The 19,458-nt window shown below is 53.8% G+C and carries 21 protein-coding genes and 2 tRNA genes; 13 read left to right on the forward strand and 10 right to left on the reverse strand.

Annotation, left to right across the window (positions count from 1 at the left end; genetic code table 11):
* Positions 1 to 22: 22 nt before the first annotated feature.
* On the reverse strand, positions 23 to 316 hold the full coding sequence (locus K2184_RS21225; RefSeq protein ID WP_032728056.1) for a YciI family protein: 294 nt from the start codon (positions 314 to 316) through the stop codon (positions 23 to 25).
* Between the two features lie 96 nt (positions 317 to 412).
* Between K2184_RS21225 and K2184_RS21230 the strand changes: the two genes are divergently transcribed.
* Positions 413 to 1,111: a hypothetical protein gene (locus tag K2184_RS21230; protein ID WP_160887662.1), complete on the forward strand. Its 699-nt coding sequence runs from the start codon at positions 413 to 415 to the stop codon at positions 1,109 to 1,111.
* A gap of 122 nt (positions 1,112 to 1,233) precedes the next feature.
* Here K2184_RS21230 and K2184_RS21235 read toward each other — a convergent pair.
* The 3 genes from K2184_RS21235 to K2184_RS21245 form a co-directional block, all read right to left on the reverse strand.
* Positions 1,234 to 1,321, reverse strand: a tRNA-Ser gene (locus K2184_RS21235).
* A 145-nt stretch (positions 1,322 to 1,466) separates the two neighbouring features.
* Positions 1,467 to 2,144, reverse strand: coding sequence for an isochorismatase family protein (locus K2184_RS21240; protein ID WP_004101006.1), 678 nt, complete (start codon positions 2,142 to 2,144; stop codon positions 1,467 to 1,469).
* Positions 2,145 to 2,164: 20 nt separating this feature from the next.
* Entirely contained in the window at positions 2,165 to 3,025 is an 861-nt protein-coding gene (locus K2184_RS21245) for a pirin family protein (RefSeq protein WP_064345210.1), read from the reverse strand.
* A 114-nt stretch (positions 3,026 to 3,139) separates the two neighbouring features.
* Between K2184_RS21245 and K2184_RS21250 the strand changes: the two genes are divergently transcribed.
* Positions 3,140 to 4,045: a LysR family transcriptional regulator gene (locus tag K2184_RS21250; RefSeq protein ID WP_163525350.1), complete on the forward strand. Its 906-nt coding sequence runs from the start codon at positions 3,140 to 3,142 to the stop codon at positions 4,043 to 4,045.
* A 163-nt stretch (positions 4,046 to 4,208) separates the two neighbouring features.
* On the opposite strand, the gene K2184_RS21255 is transcribed toward K2184_RS21250, so the two are convergent.
* Positions 4,209 to 4,296: transfer RNA gene (locus K2184_RS21255), tRNA-Ser, on the reverse strand.
* A 268-nt stretch (positions 4,297 to 4,564) separates the two neighbouring features.
* Here K2184_RS21255 and ghrA point away from each other — a divergent pair.
* The 7 genes from ghrA to K2184_RS21290 all read left to right on the forward strand — a co-directional run bounded on the left by ghrA (position 4,565) and on the right by K2184_RS21290 (position 9,393).
* Positions 4,565 to 5,503: a glyoxylate/hydroxypyruvate reductase GhrA gene (gene ghrA / locus K2184_RS21260; RefSeq protein WP_163525352.1), complete on the forward strand. Its 939-nt coding sequence runs from the start codon at positions 4,565 to 4,567 to the stop codon at positions 5,501 to 5,503.
* A gap of 85 nt (positions 5,504 to 5,588) precedes the next feature.
* Positions 5,589 to 6,326 (forward strand): phosphatase, encoded by a 738-nt coding sequence (locus K2184_RS21265; RefSeq protein WP_004101016.1) that lies wholly within the window; start codon positions 5,589 to 5,591, stop codon positions 6,324 to 6,326.
* Positions 6,327 to 6,348: 22 nt separating this feature from the next.
* Positions 6,349 to 6,903 (forward strand): TorD/DmsD family molecular chaperone, encoded by a 555-nt coding sequence (locus K2184_RS21270; RefSeq protein WP_004101018.1) that lies wholly within the window; start codon positions 6,349 to 6,351, stop codon positions 6,901 to 6,903.
* A 103-nt stretch (positions 6,904 to 7,006) separates the two neighbouring features.
* The gene (locus K2184_RS21275; RefSeq protein WP_032726141.1) at positions 7,007 to 7,489 is read left to right on the forward strand and encodes a DUF1097 domain-containing protein; all 483 of its coding nucleotides are present in this window, start codon (positions 7,007 to 7,009) and stop codon (positions 7,487 to 7,489) included.
* A gap of 315 nt (positions 7,490 to 7,804) precedes the next feature.
* Positions 7,805 to 8,110 (forward strand): type 1 fimbrial protein, encoded by a 306-nt coding sequence (locus tag K2184_RS21280; RefSeq protein ID WP_004101022.1) that lies wholly within the window; start codon positions 7,805 to 7,807, stop codon positions 8,108 to 8,110.
* Between the two features lie 91 nt (positions 8,111 to 8,201).
* Complete coding sequence (gene ymdB, locus K2184_RS21285; RefSeq protein WP_004112127.1) at positions 8,202 to 8,756, forward strand: O-acetyl-ADP-ribose deacetylase; 555 nt, start codon at positions 8,202 to 8,204, stop codon at positions 8,754 to 8,756.
* 46 nt (positions 8,757 to 8,802) lie between these two features.
* Positions 8,803 to 9,393, forward strand: a complete 591-nt coding sequence (locus K2184_RS21290; protein ID WP_017146137.1) for a TetR/AcrR family transcriptional regulator — start codon at positions 8,803 to 8,805, stop codon at positions 9,391 to 9,393.
* Between the two features lie 35 nt (positions 9,394 to 9,428).
* On the opposite strand, the gene mdoC is transcribed toward K2184_RS21290, so the two are convergent.
* Positions 9,429 to 10,589 carry a glucans biosynthesis protein MdoC gene (gene mdoC, locus K2184_RS21295; protein ID WP_024274024.1) on the reverse strand — a complete coding sequence of 387 codons (1,161 nt, stop codon included), beginning with the start codon at positions 10,587 to 10,589 and terminating at the stop codon, positions 9,429 to 9,431.
* Positions 10,590 to 10,841: 252 nt separating this feature from the next.
* Between mdoC and mdoG the strand changes: the two genes are divergently transcribed.
* The 3 genes from mdoG (at position 10,842) to K2184_RS21310 (ending at position 15,211) form a co-directional block, all read left to right on the forward strand.
* Positions 10,842 to 12,395 carry a glucans biosynthesis protein MdoG gene (gene mdoG, locus K2184_RS21300; RefSeq protein ID WP_004101027.1) on the forward strand — a complete coding sequence of 518 codons (1,554 nt, stop codon included), beginning with the start codon at positions 10,842 to 10,844 and terminating at the stop codon, positions 12,393 to 12,395.
* Positions 12,388 to 14,916, forward strand: a complete 2,529-nt coding sequence (gene mdoH / locus K2184_RS21305; RefSeq protein WP_163525354.1) for a glucans biosynthesis glucosyltransferase MdoH — start codon at positions 12,388 to 12,390, stop codon at positions 14,914 to 14,916. Before mdoG ends, mdoH begins: the two co-directional genes overlap by 8 nt.
* 67 nt (positions 14,917 to 14,983) lie before the next feature.
* Positions 14,984 to 15,211 (forward strand): YceK/YidQ family lipoprotein, encoded by a 228-nt coding sequence (locus K2184_RS21310; RefSeq protein WP_163525356.1) that lies wholly within the window; start codon positions 14,984 to 14,986, stop codon positions 15,209 to 15,211.
* Here K2184_RS21310 and K2184_RS21315 read toward each other — a convergent pair whose 3' ends face one another.
* The 3 genes from K2184_RS21315 to K2184_RS21325 all read right to left on the reverse strand — a co-directional run bounded on the left by K2184_RS21315 (position 15,212) and on the right by K2184_RS21325 (position 18,032).
* A complete protein-coding gene (locus K2184_RS21315; RefSeq protein ID WP_004101030.1) occupies positions 15,212 to 15,598 on the reverse strand; it encodes a MysB family protein in 387 nt (128 codons plus the stop codon).
* Positions 15,599 to 15,677: 79 nt separating this feature from the next.
* Positions 15,678 to 16,928, reverse strand: coding sequence for a multidrug efflux MFS transporter MdtG (mdtG, locus tag K2184_RS21320; RefSeq protein WP_004101031.1), 1,251 nt, complete (start codon positions 16,926 to 16,928; stop codon positions 15,678 to 15,680).
* Between the two features lie 183 nt (positions 16,929 to 17,111).
* On the reverse strand, positions 17,112 to 18,032 hold the full coding sequence (locus K2184_RS21325) for a Kdo(2)-lipid IV(A) acyltransferase (protein ID WP_004101033.1): 921 nt from the start codon (positions 18,030 to 18,032) through the stop codon (positions 17,112 to 17,114).
* A 209-nt stretch (positions 18,033 to 18,241) separates the two neighbouring features.
* Here K2184_RS21325 and trhO point away from each other — a divergent pair, with 209 nt between their 5' ends.
* Complete coding sequence (gene trhO / locus K2184_RS21330) at positions 18,242 to 19,306, forward strand: oxygen-dependent tRNA uridine(34) hydroxylase TrhO (RefSeq protein ID WP_004101035.1); 1,065 nt, start codon at positions 18,242 to 18,244, stop codon at positions 19,304 to 19,306.
* On the opposite strand, the gene K2184_RS21335 is transcribed toward trhO, so the two are convergent.
* Positions 19,292 to 19,405 carry a YceO family protein gene (locus K2184_RS21335; protein WP_004101037.1) on the reverse strand — a complete coding sequence of 38 codons (114 nt, stop codon included), beginning with the start codon at positions 19,403 to 19,405 and terminating at the stop codon, positions 19,292 to 19,294. The two genes, trhO and K2184_RS21335, sit on opposite strands and share 15 nt — an antisense overlap.
* Positions 19,406 to 19,458 lie beyond the last annotated feature (53 nt).

The raw sequence follows: 19,458 nt of genomic DNA on the forward strand, positions 1-19,458 counted from the left end.
ACCGGGCTTTGTTTTTGCTTAATTACAGCAAGGCCTGCAGTGAAGGGCTGGTCATCGTGGCTTCAAAGGGAATGATTTCGGCCTTCGCGACGCCAGATTGCTGAAATGGGTCCAGGCTTAACCGATTTTGCAGCGCAGTCATATCATCGCCTTTAGCCAGAATCACGCCCCCGGACCTGGGGATTTTACGCCCCGACGCGAGAAATATTCCCTCAGCATACCCTTGCTTAAGCCATTCCACGTGTGCGGCAAACTGGGCATCTACTTCTTCAAGCGGTTTAACGTAAGTCAGAACAACAACGGCAATAGTGCTCATATTCCTTCCTGGATAGTGAGTGGTAACGCTTCGGCAGTTTATCATTAGCGTGGATAGTGTTTCAGGCTCTTTTATCACCTTTAGCGGGAGTGCGCTATGAATGAAAATAACAGCGGTTTGCTGAACTATATTGAATTACTTAAGTCGCATGAAGCGGCTTTAAAAAACAAATTACTCGCCGGCGATAAAGGTAAATCTGACCGGTGGCTATTTATCGGGTTAGTGGGGATGGTTCTGGTTTCCTTTGGCGCAATGGGCGGGTATATGCTGATCAAGCCCTCAGGCCGCTGGCTTATTGATTTGTCGATCGTACTCATAGCACTTTCCTATGTAGTGCTGATTCTCATGCCAATCATTAAAATCTACCAGCAGCGAAACACGATAAAATACTTCTTCACCATGCCGCTTAGCGCCAGCGTAGAACAAAATATTAAAAAAGAGGCCTTAACCGACGAGCGTTTTCTTGCGGATTTTGTACGCTTAGGCAAGCCTACCCTGGAGTTGGGGCTGCTCGAGATAAAGCACGAACGTGAGTTTCTGAGTAAAAGAATCAATCTTATTGTCGGCCCCGTCGATAAACTTGGTATTCTGCCAGGGATAATCTCTATGGTTATTACGTTAGCAAAACCTGTAGCAGGTCATGATTGGGTTATGGGGCTGGCATATGGCTATATCGGTCTGGTCGTTCTCTCTTTGTCGTTTATAAATTTATTGGTGAAGTACGACCGCGTCATATCGTTAACCGAGGTTGCTCTTTCGCGCTGCGATGAAGTGAAGGGCGATGTGCAGGGGTGAGGGCGGTCATAAAATGGCCGCGCCGTGACTCTATTTCGGCCCGTCGGGGCTTCTCATCCCCCCGGTGGCGCGCAATAGGCGAAAAAAAAGCCCGTACTTGCGTACGAGCTCTTCTTAAAATATGGCGGTGAGGGGGGGATTCGAACCCCCGATACGTTGCCGTATACACACTTTCCAGGCGTGCTCCTTCAGCCACTCGGACACCTCACCATATTGTTTTGCTGCTCACCTTGGGTGGGCAACGGGGCGCTACTATAGGGAGTTGCGCTAAAACGGTCAAGCAGTATTTATTCTTTTGATATCGTTCGGTTAAGCATTGAACACTGCCCCGTCGTAGCGCGGCGGGGCAGGCGTTTTAACGCTGTGAATCAAGCTGTTCGTTATTCTTCACCACGTCCTGCGCTTTGGCATAGCTCTCGATCAGCAGCTGGTATGCCGGGAAGACTTTAGTATAAACCTCAGCCCATTCTGCGGCGTCCGGTCGATTCCATGTGCGCTGCAGTTCGGAAGCGACCGCGGCGGTATCCATCGGCACGACGCCCGCCTGAACGACCCGGGCGAGAGTGATCTCCTGCGCCATCTTGCTATAGGTGCCGGAGGCATCGATGACGGCAAAAACTCTATAGCCGTCGGCGACGGCGGCAATTGCCGGGAACGCCATGCAAACGCTGGTAATCGTCCCGGCAATAATCAATGTTTTACGGCCGGTGGCCTTTACCGCGGCCACAAATTCCGGATTATCCCAGGCGTTGATCTCCCCCTTACGCGCAATATAGTGCGCATGGGGCGCATTCTCATGGATCTCAGGGATTAGCGGCCCGTTCGGTCCCTGCGGCACCGATGCCGTGGTGATCACCGGAATACCGGCTAACGAGGCCATTTTTGCCAGCGCGGCGGCGCGCGCCCGTAGCTCCGGCATCGGCATATCGCCTACGGTCTGGAAGAGACCGCTCTGGTGGTCGATCAGCAGCATGGCGGTATCATTGACATCAATAACAGGACGAGAACCATTAAAGTTAGCTGGGGTAGACATATTCTTCACCTCATTCAGTATCAGATTTGGCCGAAGCGGCCGCTATTAAAATCACGAACCGCTTCTGCGATTTGCGCTTTGGTATTCATCACAAACGGGCCGTAGCCCACGATCGGCTCCTGCAGCGGCTCGCCGGCCATCAGCAGCACTTTGGCGTGACTATTGGCCGCGAGGTGGAGCGTTTCACCTTTTTGGCTGAGCACCACCAGCTGACCTTCGCGGGCGTTACCCTCGCCGTTCACCACGATTTCACCTTCCAGCACCACCAGCGCCGTGCTCCAGCCAGCGGGCTGATGCAGGGTTACCTCATGACTCTGGTTTAGCTGCAGGTCCCATACGTTAAGCGGCGAAAAGGTATGCGCCGGTCCGACAACATCCTGATAGCGCCCGGCAATCACCCGCATGCGGCCAGCGTTATCCGGCAGCTCGGCGTCAGGGATGGCATCCGCCGTGATGCTTTGATAGCCGGGATGCGTCATCTTGTCTTTAGCCGGAAGATTGACCCACAGCTGAATCATTTTCAGCTCGCCGCCGGAGCGGGTAAATTCCGCCGAGTGGAACTCTTCGTGCAGGATCCCGGCGCCTGCGGTCATCCACTGCACATCGCCCGGTCCAATGACGCCGCCTCTGCCTGTTGAGTCTCGATGTTCAACTTCGCCGGAGTACACCACGGTGACGGTTTCAAATCCGCGATGCGGATGTTCGCCGACGCCGCGTTTCTCGGACCCTGCCGGGAAGTGATGAGGGCCTGCATAGTCAAGTAGCAGGAAGGGGCTTAGCTGTTCGCCGTGCGTCTGATAAGAGAACATTGAGCGAACCGGGAAACCATCGCCTACCCAATGCTGCGCAGGCGCGGTGTAGATTCCGGTAATCTGTTTCATGGCTTTCTCCAGTGCATCTGTTTCTGATGTGAATAAGCTTATATTCACCACTAATACTCCGGTAGATAGCAAAAACGGCCTATACTGTTCCAAAAATGGAACGATGGAGGAAGAATGCAGGATCTCAACGATTTAGCCTGGTTTGTGCAGGTGGTGGATCACGGAGGATTCGCGGCAGCGGGCAGAGCGCTCGATCAGCCTAAATCCAAACTGAGCCGGCGAATCGCCCAGTTAGAAGAACGCCTCGGCGTACGTTTGATTCAACGGACAACTCGTCAGTTTGCGGTAACGGAGGTGGGGCACACCTTCTATCAGCACTGCAAGGCGATGCTGATAGAGGCGGAAGCGGCAGAGCAGGCGGTAGAGACCCTGCGTTCCGAGCCCCGAGGAAGCGTCAAGCTGACCTGTCCGGTGACGCTATTGCATGCGCACGTCGGGCCTATGCTGGCGCGGTTTATGGTGCGCTATCCGGGAGTTAATCTGCAGCTGGAAGCCACAAACCGACGAGTTGATGTCGTTGGAGAGGGCGTTGACATCGCGATCCGCGTACGCCCAAGGCCGATAAAGGATAGCGATCTGGTAATGCGCGTTCTCGCCGATCGTGGTCACCGCCTGGTCGCCAGTCCACAGTTAGTAGAGCAAAAGGGGCAGCCTGTGGCGCCGTCAGAATTAAGCGATTGGCCGGGATTGAGCCTGTGCGCAGGCAAACATCAGCATAAGTGGCAGTTGACCGGCCCGGAGGGCGCACGGGCGGAAGTCTACTTTACACCCCGGCTGGTCACCACGGATATGTTGGCGCTGCGCGAAGCGGCAATCGCTGGCGTTGGGGTGGTACAGCTTCCTTTATTAATGGTGCGCGATCAGCTGGCGGCCGGCGAGCTGGTGGTTGTCCTCGATGAGTGGCAGCCGCGCAGGGAGGTGATTCATGCGGTGTTTGCCTCACGCCGCGGGTTGCTCCCCTCGGTCAGGGCGCTGGTTGATTTCCTGAGCGAAGAGTATCAGCGGATGGAGGAGGATTAGCATTTGCCTGAATCCACAAGGCGCAGGCTGTCGAACAGAGTCTGAAGCCGCAGAAGGGGGCTGTTCCCGGAGGCGGCGCGATGCGCCTGTCCGGGCTACCGGGCGGTGGCGTGCAATAGACGAAAAAAAAGCCCGTACTTGCGTACGAGCTCTTCTTAAAATATGGCGGTGAGGGGGGGATTCGAACCCCCGATACGTTGCCGTATACACACTTTCCAGGCGTGCTCCTTCAGCCACTCGGACACCTCACCATATTGTCTTTCCCGTTATTGTCGGGAACGGGCGCTAATTTAGGGAAATACGTATCGCCCGTCAATCAACTTTTTAAAAAAATCGCGCGTTTAGCCAAACTTCAAGCAACTTGCTCCTTAAACGCGCGAGAATCGTTTTTTTTGTCACCATTCTCTTTTTCACACGCTCCCCGAACGAAATTTGCTATGCTGGCAAACCAATAGAAAACAACGAGTAAAACGCGGCGCTAACCTAACCTGCCTGTAGCGTCGGCTATCAGGAGCCTTTATGGATATCATTTTTTACCACCCGACCTTTGACACCCTTTTCTGGATTGCGGAACTGGAAAAACAGCTCCCCGGCGCGCGAGTTCGCGAGTGGAAATCCGGCGATGAACAACCCGCTGACTATGCGCTGGTCTGGCATCCGCCGGTAGAAATGCTGCAAGGCCGCGATTTAAAAGCCGTCTTTGCCCTTGGCGCCGGCGTCGATTCCATCCTGAGCAAACTGCGTGAGCATCCGGAAATGCTGCCGTTGTCGACGCCACTATTCCGTCTGGAAGACACCGGCATGGGATTACAAATGCAAGAGTATGCGGTGAGCCAGGTGCTACACTGGTTCCGTCGTTTTGATGACTATCAGGATTTAAAGCAAGAAGCGCGCTGGCAGCCGCTGGAGGAGTATCAGCGCGAAGACTTTCCCATCGGGATTATGGGGGCGGGCGTGCTTGGCGCAAAGGTCGCCGAAGCTCTGCAGTACTGGGGATTCCCGCTACGCATCTGGAGCCGCAGCCGCAAATCCTGGCCGCAGGTCACCAGCTTTGCCGGGGAAAAGGAGCTGAACACCTTCCTGAACGGAACACGAGTGCTGATTAACCTGTTGCCCAACACGGCGGAAACCGTGGGAATTATTAACAGCTCGCGCCTGGCGCAGCTGCCGGATAATAGCTATGTGCTGAATCTGGCCCGCGGAGTACATGTGGTTGAAGACGATCTGCTGGACGCGTTGAATAGCGGTAAGTTGAAAGGCGCGATGCTGGATGTTTTCAGCCGTGAACCGCTGCCCGAAGCGAGCCCGCTGTGGCGCCATCCGCGCGTGGCAATGACGCCCCACGTGGCGGCCGTTACCCGGCCTCTGGAAGCCATTGCTTTTATCGCCAAAACCATCGGTCAAATGGAACGGGGTGAAACGGTCAGCGGGCAGGTCGATCGCCAGCTGGGATACTAAGCGTCAGCCCCGCCTGCGCGGGGTTTTTGCTGCTCTCAGGCGCAGATTCCTGCTATTCTTGCCACAAACAGAGAAGGAGATTGTGATGTATCCTGTTGACCTGCACATGCATACCGTCGCCAGCACCCACGCTTACAGTACCCTGCACGACTACATTGCGGAAGCCAAGCGCAAGGGGATCAAACTCTTTGCCATTACCGATCACGGGCCAGATATGGCCGATGCGCCGCACCACTGGCATTTTATCAATATGCGTATCTGGCCGCGTCTGGTGGATGGCGTTGGTATTCTGCGCGGTATTGAAGCCAACATTAAAAATACCCAGGGCGAAATAGACTGTACCGGCCCGATGCTCAATTCGCTGGACCTGATTATTGCTGGCTTTCACGAGCCGGTGTTTCCTCCGCAGGATAAAGCCACGAATACTGAGGCCATGATCGCCACCATCGCGAGCGGTACGGTGCATATCATCAGTCATCCGGGGAACCCGAAATTTCCTGTTGATATTCCGGCTATTGCCGCCGCCGCGGCGAAGCACCATGTGGCGCTGGAAATCAATAACTCATCTTTTGTCTCGTCACGCATTGGCAGTGAAGATAATTGCCGTGCCGTCGCGGCGGCCGTACGGGATGCCGGCGGTTGGGTGGCGTTGGGCTCAGATTCTCATACGGCATTCACGCTCGGTGATTTTACCGAATGCCGTAAAATCCTTGATGCCGTAGATTTTCCGCAGGAGCGGATTCTAAACGTGACGCCCCGGCGTCTGCTTAATTTCCTGGAATCGCGTGGGATGCCAGCGATTGCGGAATTTGCTGAACTTTAATTTGAATAACTGGAATAACTGAATGAACGAGTTTTCAATCCTCTGCCGCGTGCTGGGCTCTCTCTATTACCGTCAGCCGCAGGATCCGCTGCTGGTTCCGCTATTTACCCTTATTCGCGAAGGGAAGCTGGCGGCAAGCTGGCCGCTGGAGCAGGATGAACTGCTGGAGCGCCTGCAAAAGAGCTGCGATATGCAGGCTCTGGCTGCTGACTACAACGCGTTGTTTGTCGGTGAAGAGTGCAGCGTAGCGCCATTTCGTCGCGCATGGGTAGAGGGCGCTACGGAAGCTGAAGTGCGAGCTTTCCTCAGCGCGCATGGAGTTCCCACGGGTGAGGGCGCGGCGGATCACTTAGGATCCTTACTGCTGGCCGCATCCTGGCTGGAAGATCACGCGGCAGAAGATGAAAGCGAAGTTCTGGAAACGCTGTTTGCTGAGTATATTCTCCCCTGGTGCGGCGCATTCCTTGGCAAGGTTGAAGCGCATGCGACTACGCCGTTCTGGCGCACGATGGCTCCGCTAACTCGTGAAGCGCTTTCAGCCATGTGGGATGAACTCCAGGAAGAAGGTGAACAATAAATTGTGACTTAAATCACAATTAAAATGCAACGAGTGATTTCTTAATTCATTTAGTGTGTTCCATATCTCATTTGGCCGGCGCGTTTCTGCTATGATACGCGCCATGAACATACTCTTCGCAATCGCATTAACGACGGGCTTACTCTCTGCAATTTGGGGATGGGTAGCGGTCGCACTGGGTCTGCTGAGCTGGGCGGGATTTCTCGGCTGTACGGCTTACTTTGCCTGTCCGCAAGGTGGGTTAAAAGGGCTGGTTATTTCCACCTGTACGGTATTGAGCGGCGTAGCGTGGGCGCTGGTGATTATTCACGGCAGCGCGCTGGCGCCTCAGCTGGAAATAGTGAGCTATATCATGACCGGTATCGTGGCGTTTATGATGTGCATTCAGGCGCGCCAGCTATTACTCTCTTTTGTGCCGGGCACCTTTATCGGCGCCTGTGCGACCTTTGCCGCTAACGGCGACTGGCGTTTGGTTTTACCTTCACTGGCGCTGGGGCTGGTCTTTGGCTATGCCATGAAAAATAGCGGCCTGTGGCTGGCGACGCGGGCGGAAAAGAATAAATCCCTGGCTAACGAAAGTCGTTAACCGCGCTTCGCTCATACTGCTTCTCAACCTTCCCTGTATTCATGTGTTAAAAGAGCCTACGGGCTCTTTTGCTGTTTTTGGCAGAATATCGTCTATAGCCTTCTCCTTCCTTAGTTTATTTTCCTCTATAAATCAGCACGATAAACTGTACTGATAGTCAGTGAATCGATTTTGTAATCATATTTATATAAATGCTGGTTATTTGTTTTTAAAATGTTAATACAATTGGGCTGAGGTAAAAAAATGTAACTCGATGCGCTCATGGATGGCTGTGCTTTATTTAATAGCTAGACCAACAAGCAGAGGGGTTTTACAATGAAAACAATTAGATACATATCACTTGCGGCCCTGTTTTTTTTACCCACGAGTTTCAGCCCGGCGATTGCCGAACAGACAGTCGCCGGTGTTATTCATTTCTATGGAAGAGTTGTGGAAGCGCCCTGTCAGCTCAATGCTATCAAGAATCAGGTGGTGATGGATTGTCCGAGGGCGGAAACGGTGCGGATCTCTGCCCGTCAGCTGGAGAAAGGGGATGTTCACAATGAAAATATCCGTTCCGCGCAGTTGAGATATATTAACCCACAACGGACTCTCGCTATTCTGGACGTTGATTATCGCTAACCTCCGGCGCCCCCATGCTTTCGTCCCGGGGGCGATCGTGCCATATTATCCTCGTTTATCTATTTCAAGACGCATGCCGACAGGAGGAGAAATGGCTGTTCAACCTGAGGTAATTCTCGGCGACATTACCACGCTGGCGGTCGACGTTATCGTCAATGCAGCAAACCCTTCGCTGCTGGGCGGAGGAGGCGTAGATGGCGCAATTCACCGCGCAGCAGGCCCGGATCTGCTGGCTGCCTGCAAAGTTGTGCGCCAGCAGCAGGGGGAGTGTCCGCCGGGCCATGCGGTGATAACGACGGCAGGAAACCTGCCCGCCAGCGCGGTCATTCATGCCGTCGGGCCGATCTGGCACGGTGGTGACAGGCAGGAGGCGGAATTACTGGCGGACGCCTATAAAAATAGCCTGCAGCTGGCCTCGGCAAACAATTACCGCTCTATTGCTTTCCCCGCTATCAGCACCGGCGTTTACGGCTACCCTAAACACGCTGCCGCCGAGATAGCCATTAATACGGTGAATGCATTTCTTACTCGCTACCATCCTCTGGAACGCGTTTGTTTCGTCTGCTTTGATGCCGAAACCGCCAGTATCTATAACCGATTACTGGAGGAGAGTCGGGCACAACTCGGTCGCCATAATAAGTTATGATAGCTTCCTCCGATCGCGGGGATCCATCATGACAGGAGATTTATCGGTGGCTGAAGGGAAGGTTCTACAAAAACAACGGCTTCGCCGGACGGAGATTGTGGTCGCGGCGCAAAAATGCTTTGCTGAAAAGGGCCTGCACGGCGCCTCAGTGGCGGATATCGCGCGGCGGGCTGGTCTGAGCGTCGGCCAGCTTTATCGTGTTTTTGCCAGTAAAGAAGAGATTATCGAAGTCATCGTCAGCGAGATCGTGAATGCCAGAGTTGGCGAGATGGTTGCCGGGAATCATGATTTGGCCCGCATGGCGTCGGTTTTAGCCGGCGCGATCCCGGCGAGCGAGAATACGAAAAATGATAATTATCTGCTAATGGAGATTAACGCCGAAGCCTCCCGAAATCCGCGCCTGCGAGAAATCATGAACCAGGCCGATCGACGCCTGAAAGAAGAGGGGGGAAAACTTACCCGGCACTACCACCCCGAAATGACCGCTGAACAGATTAGCGTCGCCTGCGAATTTATCGCGATATTAACCGAAGGGGCGGCGTATCGCTGCGACCTGGCGACTGCCCCGACGGTGGATAAAGCGGCGATGGAAACGCTTTATCGCGATGTCTTTAACCTGGTGTTCACGCGAAAATAGCGCTGCTGTGCTCAGATAGCGCAGCAGCGTAATTTTTAACCGGCAGAAGTCTGCGGCTTCGCCGTTTTTTGCTGGAATTTTCCGGAAAAAAGAAAGCGCAACAGCGGTATTCGCAGGTGGATTTCATACAGGACCAGCGCAATACCCACCACAAATACCAGCCCGGTAATAAATCCCAGCGTATTGGACTTAATTATCGGCGTGATCCACGCCCCGTAGAGCAGAGTCAATGGATGGTGCACTAAATAGATAAACAGCGATGCGTTGACGAAATAGGTTACCCGCGCGGACTGGAAATTTAGCAGACGGTGGCCAAGCGAAAAGACCACGTTGACCATCCATAGCCCCAGCACCATGGTAATCACGGATTCCGTTTCATACATCCAGCCATCGCCGGAGCCGTACTGCTGATTCAGACGATAGGCGATAAAACCCAGTAGCGCTGCGGTATAGCACCAGGGGGAGGGCGTAGTGAACATGAGCTTCAGGCGTGAATTGATAAACGTCTGCGCGCCGAGAATAAAGAAAGGCAGATAAAACAGCGTCTGCATAACGACGAAATTGAACAGGCCGTTGCTGAGAATGGGCGGGTAAAGAATAAAAAGGGTGCGGCGAATGACCGCATACAGCACGCCCAGGGCAAGAAAAATCATCGATAGCTGACCTAATGTGACGGTGTCACCGAAGGTTGGCGCAGCGGCAGAACGCTGGCGCGTCAGCCATTTAAACATCACCACGCCCAACGAGGTCAGGACCACCAGGACGAGCAGAAACCACAGGTGGGAAATCAGCTCCCAGGCAAGGGTATTGAATTTGTCATAGCCTGAAAGCGTGTGCCAGTTTTCCGCTTTTCCGTTAACGTACTGCAGCATAATAAACTGTGGCAACGTCAAAAGAGGGATGGCAGTTAACATGGGAATGCCTACCCGCTCAACGCGAACTTTCCACCATTTCTTCAGCGGATAGCGTAGAAAAAGCATGTAGGAAAAATAGCCGGAAATAACAAAGAAGACCTGCATGCGAAAGGCATGGATGAAGTCGTTGAACAACGTCAACCACCACGACGGCTCTGCGCTGTTGACGTGCCAGCTGTGGCTGGAGTAAATAAGCGAGATGTGAAAAGGGATCCCCAACAGCATCAGCCAGGCGCGGATGCTATCGAAAAAATATTCACGCTGTACCGGAGTATTATTCATACAATATCACTACATTCTCAGACAAATCGTCTTATCACTCAACGTGATAACGTTTAAATTCTCTGCAACCCTACATGAACTCTGGTTATCTGTCTCCAGGATAAGCACGCAAAGTGCAATCGGGGCAGTGAACTGCGTATTCCCTGTGCCGCCAGGCCGAACAATGCAGGGATTATGTTGTCGGAATGCCTGAGTTTCCATTAAAATAGATCGGATCGATTTAAGCACACAAAGGGGGAAGTGCTTACTTATATGAAACATAAACCACAGATGATGAAAATGCGTTGGTTAAGCGCAGCCGTAATGTTGTCCCTGTGTACTTCATCTGCATGGGCATTCAGCATTGATGACGTCGCAAAAGAGGCACAAACGTTAGCCGGCAAAGGCTTTGAAGCGCCTAAAAGTAACCTGCCCTCTGCCTTCCGCGATATGAAGTATGCGGACTATCAGCAAATTCAGTTTAATCACGACAAAGCTTATTGGAATAATCTGAAAAGCCCATTCAAGCTCGAGTTTTATCACCAGGGGATGTATTTCGATACGCCGGTCACCATTAATGAAGTGACGGCAACCAGCGTACGTAAAATTAAATATAGCCCGGACTATTTTAATTTTGGCAACGTCCAGCACGACAAAGACACGGTTAAAGACCTCGGCTTTGCGGGCTTCAAAGTCCTGTATCCGATCAACAGCAAAGACAAGAATGATGAAATCGTCAGCATGCTCGGAGCCAGCTATTTCCGCGTGCTTGGCCAGGGTCAGGTATACGGTCTTTCCGCTCGTGGGCTGGCGATTGATACCGCGCTGCCTTCCGGCGAAGAGTTCCCGCGTTTTCGTGAGTTCTGGATTGAGCGTCCAAAAGCGACCGATAAACGCCTGACGATTTACGCCCTGCTTGATTCCCCGCGCGCAACTGGCGCCTATCGTTTCGTGATTATGCCCGGCCGCGACACCGTAGTGGACGTGCAGTCTAAGGTCTATCTGCGCGACAAAGTCGGCAAGCTCGGCGTGGCGCCGTTGACCAGTATGTTCCTGTTTGGGCCACATCAGCCGTCGCCGACCACGAACTATCGTCCGGCGCTGCATGACTCCAACGGCCTGTCCATCCTGGCCGGCAACGGCGAGTGGATCTGGCGTCCGCTGAATAATCCAAAACATCTTGCCGTCAGCAGCTATGCGATGGAAAACCCGCAGGGCTTTGGCCTGCTGCAGCGTGGTCGCCAGTTCTCGCGTTTTGAAGATCTTGATGACCGCTACGATCTGCGCCCCAGCGCATGGATTACGCCGAAAGGTGATTGGGGTAAGGGCAAAATCGAACTGGTCGAAATCCCGACCAATGATGAAACTAACGATAACATCGTTACCTACTGGACGCCCGATCAGCTGCCCGAACCCGGCAAAGAGATGAATTTCAAATACACCATCACTTTCAGCCGCGATGAAGACAAGCTGCACGCGCCGGATAACGCATACGTCATGCAGACCCGCCGTTCTACCGGCGACGTCAAGCAATCGAACCTGATTCGCCAGCCTGATGGCACCATTGCCTTTATTGTCGATTTCACCGGCGCCGAGATGAAAAAGCTGCCCGCAGATACGCCAGTGACTGCCCAGGCCAGCATCGGCGATAACGCTGAAATCGTTGAAAACACCGTGCGTTATAACCCAGTGACTAAAGGCTGGCGTATGATCCTGCGCGTCAAAGTGAAAGATCCTAAGAAAACCACGGATATGCGCGCTGCGCTGGTCAATACCGACCAGACGCTGAGCGAAACCTGGAGCTATCAGCTGCCTGCCAATGAATAAGATAACGAAGTACATCGATGCATTGCCGCTGTCGGATGCAGAAAAGCGCGCGTTACCTGACGCGAGTCTGCAGGCCGTACATCAAGCACTGGACGCTGAACATCACGTTTATAAACGGGAAGATGACTCCCCGCTGGGGTCGGTGAAAGCCCGACTGGAGCATAGCTGGCCAGATTCACTGGCCGGTAATCAGCTGGTGAAGGATGATGAAGGGCGCACGCAGCTGAACGCCATGCCGAAAGCAAAACGTTCCTCTATGTTCCCGGACCCATGGCGTACTAACCCGGTCGGGCGCTTCTGGGATCGTCTGCGCGGACGCGATGTGACTCCGCGCTATCTCTCTCGCCTCAGTCAGGAGGAACAGGCGAGCGAGCAGAAATGGCGTACCGTCGGCTCTATTCGTCGCTATATTCTTCTGCTGCTCACCCTGGCGCAGACCGTCGTGGCAACCTGGTACATGAAAACCATTTTGCCTTACCAGGGCTGGGCGCTGATTAACCCGGCGGACATGGTGGGACAGAACCTGTGGATCTCCTTTATGCAGCTGCTGCCGTATGTGCTGCAGTCCGGGATCCTGATTCTTTTCGCCGTGCTTTTTTGTTGGGTTTCTGCGGGTTTCTGGACTGCGCTGATGGGCTTCCTGCAGCTACTTATCGGCCGCGATAAGTACAGTATCTCCGCGTCAACGGTCGGGAATGAGCCGTTGAATCCGGAGCATCGCACCGCGCTTATCATGCCTATCTGTAACGAAGACGTTGACCGCGTATTCGCGGGCCTGCGCGCGACCTGGGAGTCGGTAAAAGCCAGCGGTAATGCCGAGCACTTTGATGTCTATATCCTGAGCGATAGCTACAACCCGGACATCTGTGTGGCGGAGCAAAAAGCGTGGATGGAGCTGATTGCCGAAGTGCAGGGCGAAGGGCAGATCTTCTACCGTCGCCGCCGCCGCCGCGTGAAGCGTAAAAGCGGTAACATTGATGACTTCTGCCGTCGGTGGGGGAGCCAGTACAGCTATATGGTGGTGCTGGATGCCGACTCCGTAATGAGCGGTGAATGTCTGAGCGGCCTGGTGCGCCTGATGGAAGCGAACCCGAATGCCGGGATCATTCAGTCTTCACCCCGCGCGTCGGGTATGGATACGCTTTATGCGCGCTGCCAGCAGTTTGCTACCCGCGTCTACGGCCCGCTGTTTACCGCCGGTTTGCACTTCTGGCAGTTGGGGGAATCCCACTACTGGGGTCACAACGCGATTATCCGGGTGAAACCGTTTATTGAGCACTGCGCGCTGGCGCCGCTGCCGGGCGAGGGCAACTTCGCCGGGTCAATTCTGTCGCACGACTTCGTGGAAGCGGCGCTGATGCGTCGCGCCGGGTGGGGCGTATGGATTGCTTACGATCTTCCCGGCTCTTATGAAGAGCTGCCGCCAAACCTGCTGGACGAGCTGAAGCGCGATCGCCGCTGGTGTCAGGGTAACCTGATGAACTTCCGCCTGTTCCTGGTTAAAGGGATGCATCCGGTTCACCGTGCGGTGTTCCTGACCGGCGTGATGTCATACCTGTCGGCACCGCTGTGGTTTATGTTCCTTGCGCTCTCTACCGCTCTGCAGGTAGTGCATGCCTTGACCGAACCGCAGTACTTCCTGCAGCCGCGGCAGCTGTTCCCGGTCTGGCCGCAGTGGCGCCCGGAGCTGGCTATAGCCCTGTTTGCTTCGACCATGGTGCTGCTGTTCCTGCCGAAGCTGCTGAGCATTATTCTGGTTTGGTGTAAAGGGCCTAAAGAGTACGGTGGCTTTATCCGCGTCACGCTCTCTCTGCTGCTGGAGGTGCTGTTTTCGGTGCTGCTGGCGCCGGTACGTATGCTGTTCCATACCGTCTTTGTGGTCAGCGCGTTTCTCGGCTGGGAAGTGGTGTGGAACTCGCCGCAGCGTGACGATGACTCTACCCCATGGGGTGAAGCGTTTATGCGTCACGGATCGCAGATGCTGTTGGGTCTGGTCTGGGCGGTGGGCATGGCATGGCTGGATCTGCGTTTCCTGTTCTGGCTGGCGCCGATCGTGGTCTCGCTGATTCTGTCGCCGTTCGTGTCGGCTATTTCCAGCCGCGCCACCATTGGCCTGCGCACTAAGCGCTGGAAGCTGTTCCTGATCCCGGAAGAGTACTCTCCGCCGCAGGTGCTAAAAGATACTGACGCTTACCTGACGCTGAACCGCCAGCGTTCTCTGGACGATGGCTTTATGCATGCGGTATTCAATCCGTCGTTTAACGCGCTGGCAACAGCGATGGCTACCGCGCGCCACCGTCACGGGCATATTCTGGATATCGCTCGCGAACGTCACGTTGAACAGGCGCTGAACGAGACGCCGGATAAACTTAACCGCGATCGTCGTCTGGTCTTGCTGAGCGACCCGGTGACCATGTCGCATATGCATTATCGCGTGTGGGCCGCTCCGGAGAAATACTCTTCGTGGGTGGCAGCTTATCAGCAGCTGACGCTGAATCCGCTGGCGTTAAAAACCAAGTAAGCCGTACCTTAAGGAAAATACCGGCAATAGTGCCGGTATTTTTTTGACCTGAGAATAGAGGTTGTTGATGAGAGTTTTGCTGGTTATCGTAATGACGCTGCTGCTGAGCGGCTGCGGGAGTATTATCAGTCGCACGGTGCCAGGGCAGGGCTATGGAAATCAGTACTATCCCGGCGTGCAATGGGATGTTCGTGATTCCTCATGGCGCTATATCACGATCCTCGATCTGCCCTTTTCGCTGGTGTTCGATACGCTTCTGCTGCCGCTTGATGCCAGCCATGGCCCCTACAACTAATTAGCGTTCATCCCATTCATCGGCCGCAGCCTGGCCCTCTTCGGTATCGAGCGAGGGTTCAAGCTGAAATTCACCTTCATCCCATTCATGCAGCGTGTTCTCTTCCAGCCACTCCTGGCGCAGCTCAATCTCATCATAATCACCGTCAAAGACGCTTTGCGCAGCCTGGCCGCTGAGTACGGGCAGGCATTCTCCCTGCTGATCTTCGTCGGCAAAAAATTCTGCCTGCCAGGCAATATCACCGTCCTGAAGCACGTACTTCTGGATATTTAACTGCTCAATGCTGGCGCTTTCTTCGTCGCTGTCCGGATTATTAGCCAGAAACTCCTCGCGGGCTGCATCGATTGCTTCTTCGAGCGTGGCATAGAACATCGAATCCTTTGGCATGGCTAACCTCCTAAGAAGAATAGAAATGAATACGATTCAATCTATAGAAGGCGGTTGGCAATGCGTCAAGGAGGGAGCATTAATTTACCGAATGATTGCCGGAACCCGGATTGTCCGTAGCCCGCTGACGACGAACGCGGCCAAGGGTCAGAGTTGAGTAAACCGCGTTAAACAGCACCACAAATGCGGTCACCAGAAAGACCGCCCGAAAACCGTAGTTGGCGGAAACCGACGCGCCGATCAGCGGTCCAGTGACGTTACCGATATCGCGAAACGACTGGTTATAGCTGAATATTCTGCCCGAGATTTGGCTGGTCGAGTTATACACCAGCAGCGTCTGTACCGCCGGCAGCAGCGCGCCGTCAGCGGCGCCTAGCAGGAAGCGCAGGATCCCCAATTGCAGCGGCGTCTGGACGAACGACATAGGAATCAGGAGCAGGACTGAAATCACCAGCGCGACGATCAGGATCTTCTCCGGACCAATACGATCGCCGAGCTTCCCGAGGCGAGGGGCGCTAAGCAGGGCGGCAATGCCGGGGACTGAAGCTATCATACCGCTGATAAACGCAATATTACTTACGTTGCCGGCAAGATCGCGCACGTAAAGCGTCAGAATCGGAGCGATGGAACCGGTAGCGACCTGGATAATCAGTGATGTTACAAACAGGCTCAGCACCAGCTTTGGACTTTTAAGCGACGAAAAGACGTCTTTCGCGCTGAGCATCTCTTTTTTGCTGACCGCAACAAAATTCTCGCGGATGAGAAACAGGGTAAATAAGAAACAAATAAACAGTACGCTTGCTGTCATAAAGAAGACGGTGCGTAACCCCCAGTGGTCGGCCAGGAAGCCGCCAGCCAGCGGCCCCAGCAGCGCGCCGCTAACGGCCCCCGTAGAGAGGGTCCCCAGCGCCCAGCCGCTCTTATGGCGGGGGATTTGCGTTGCGATCAGCGCATTGGCGTTGGGAATAAATCCGCCGAGCAGGCCTAACAGCGCGCGCAGGATCAGAAATTGCCAGATATTCTGCGCCAGCCCCATGAGCAGCATGACGATAGCCATACCGAGGGCTGAGCGCAGCAGCATTATTTTGCGCCCTTTGCGGTCCGCGAGTCCGCCCCAGAAGGGAGAAGCTACGGCTGAAAATAAAAAGGTAATGCTGAAAACCAGCCCTGACCACATATTCAGGGCACTGTGGCCGGTGACGCCGAGCTGTTCAACGTACAAAGGGAGAAATGGCATCACCAGGCTAAAGGCCGCCCCGGTTAAAAAGCAGCCGAGCCAGGTGACGGTGAGATTACGTTTCCAGTTAATAGGGGTATCAGCAGACGACATAGGATTCCACTGGCCTGCAGCGCAGGTCAAATAATTGAAAATATGAGCATGCTAATTATGCGCCTGAGAAATGACTGCCGCAATGCAGGAGAGCTTTTAAAGCTAAAGGAGGGGACTAAACAAGGCGACATATCCCGCATCCGTGTTCAGATGCGGGATAACCAGGCGGAAAATGGAAAAGATTTAATAACGAGAAGGAACGCCTTCCGGACGCGTTTTAAAGCGGCGGTGCATCCACATATACTGCTCCGGCGCCATTAATATGCATTTCTCAACAACTTTATTCATCCACAGAGCGGTCGTCTCCGCATCGTCCAGCGGCGGATCGCACTCTGGCGGCAGGATGATCAGCTCATAACCTTTACCGTCGGGTTTACGGCGCGGAACGAAGGGGACGATGCAGGCTTTTGACATCTTTGCCAGCATCCAGGTGCCGGAGGTCGTCGCGGCCTGGTCAACGGCGAAAAACGGCACAAACACGCTGGCGGCGGGGCCATAGTCGTGGTCCGGCGCGTACCAGATCACTTCTCCCTTTTTCAATGCGCGGATCATACCCTTGAGATCTTTACGATCGATCATGTCTTTGTTGGAGCGCAGCCGCCCCCAGGTCTGTAGCCAGTCGATAACCGGGTTATCATTAGGGCGATAAACCCCGATACCCGGCTCATTGATGCCGAACATGCGGGCGCCCATTTCCAGGGTCAGAAAATGAATGCCAATAAGCAAAATGCCGCGCTTTTGCGCCTGTACATCGCGGATATGCTCTACGCCGATGGAGTCCGTCCAGCGCGCAATACGCTTCGTCGGCCAGAACCAGGCCATACCGGTTTCCATCAGCCCCATACCGACGGATTCAAAGTTTGCCACGACCATCCGGTGACGCTCTTGCTCGCTTTTATCAGGAAAACAGAGCTCCAGATTGCGATGGGCTATTTTGGCCCGGCGCTTCATTAGCCGCATGGCGATACGGCCAAGACCAGTACCGAGGCGATAAATCAGCGGATAAGGCAGCTGAACTACCAACCACAGCAGGCCGATTCCTAACCAAAGCAACCAGTAACGCGGGTGCAGCAACGCTGCGGAAAATTTAGGTAAATGGGTCATCTCATACCTGTTTAATTAAGCAACGTGTTCTATTATCGCATTTTTTTATGCCTCAGCCAAAATACCGGCCTCAGATGGCATTTAATGTTAATGCAAGCAAATATGGGTGAGAAAAATGTAGCGCAAAATGTAGGGATGTAAATTAAGCGTGTTTGCTATATGATGCCCGCCGTTTATTTTACTCATTGACTATGCCGAGCAGGTACACCATGCCAGTGTTACATAACCGCATTTCAAATGAGACGTTAAAAGCGCAAATGTTGGCTGAAACCGAGCCGCGCACGACGATCTCGTTTTATAAATATTTCTCTATTATTGACCCAAAAGCCACGCGCGATGCGCTGTGGATTGCGCTGACTAAGCTTAATGTCTTTGGCCGAATTTACCTGGCTCATGAAGGGATTAACGCGCAAATCAGCGTCCCGCAAAGCCGGGTCGATGCGCTGCGCGAATTCTTATACGGTTTTGACCCCGCCCTCAATGGGCTCCGCCTGAATATCGCTCTGGACGATGACGGTAAATCATTTTGGGTTCTGCGCCTCAAGGTTCGCGATCGGATCGTGGCGGATGGAATTGACGATCCGACATTTGATGCCACGGACGTGGGGGATTATCTGAAAGCCGCAGAGGTTAACGCGATGCTGGACGATCCCAATGCGGTCTTTATTGATATGCGCAATCACTACGAGTATGAGGTTGGCCATTTCGAGAACGCACTGGAGATCCCGGCGGATACTTTTCGCGACCAGCTACCAAAAGCCGTGGAGATGATGCAGGAACATAAAGATAAGAATATCGTGATGTACTGCACCGGCGGTATCCGTTGTGAAAAAGCCAGCGCCTGGATGAAGCACAACGGATTTACTAAAGTCTCGCATATTGAGGGCGGGATTATCGAGTATGCGAGACGCGCCCGCGAGCAGGGGCTGCCGGTACGCTTTGTCGGTAAAAACTTTGTCTTCGATGAGCGGATGGGGGAGCGTATCTCAGATGACGTTATCGCCCATTGCCATCAGTGCGGCGCTCCGTGCGATAGCCACACCAATTGCCTGAATGATGGTTGCCATCTGCTGTTTATCCAGTGTCCTTCCTGCGCGGAGAAATTCGCCGGCTGCTGTAGCGAAGCCTGCATGGAAGAACATAAGCTGCCGGAAGAGGAGCAGAGAAAACTGCGTGCCGGACGGGAAAATGGCAATAAGATCTTTAATAAATCCCGCGGTCGTCTGAATACTAAGCTGGGGATCCCCGATCCTGAGCCGTCAGAAAAACCATAACCAGATAAGATCGATAAACGCCAGCAGCAGCCACAGCGCCAGGTAGATCATAAAATGTTCGCGGACGTTGTTAACCAGTAATTCAAACAGGCGACGCATCATCTCTCTCAGTTATTAACGGCCTCAAACGAGGCCGTTTCTTTAGCGTAGTT

Origin of the sequence: Klebsiella sp. K5-306, assembly GCF_051835185.1 — a bacterium.
Taxonomy (GTDB): domain Bacteria; phylum Pseudomonadota; class Gammaproteobacteria; order Enterobacterales; family Enterobacteriaceae; genus Klebsiella; species Klebsiella oxytoca.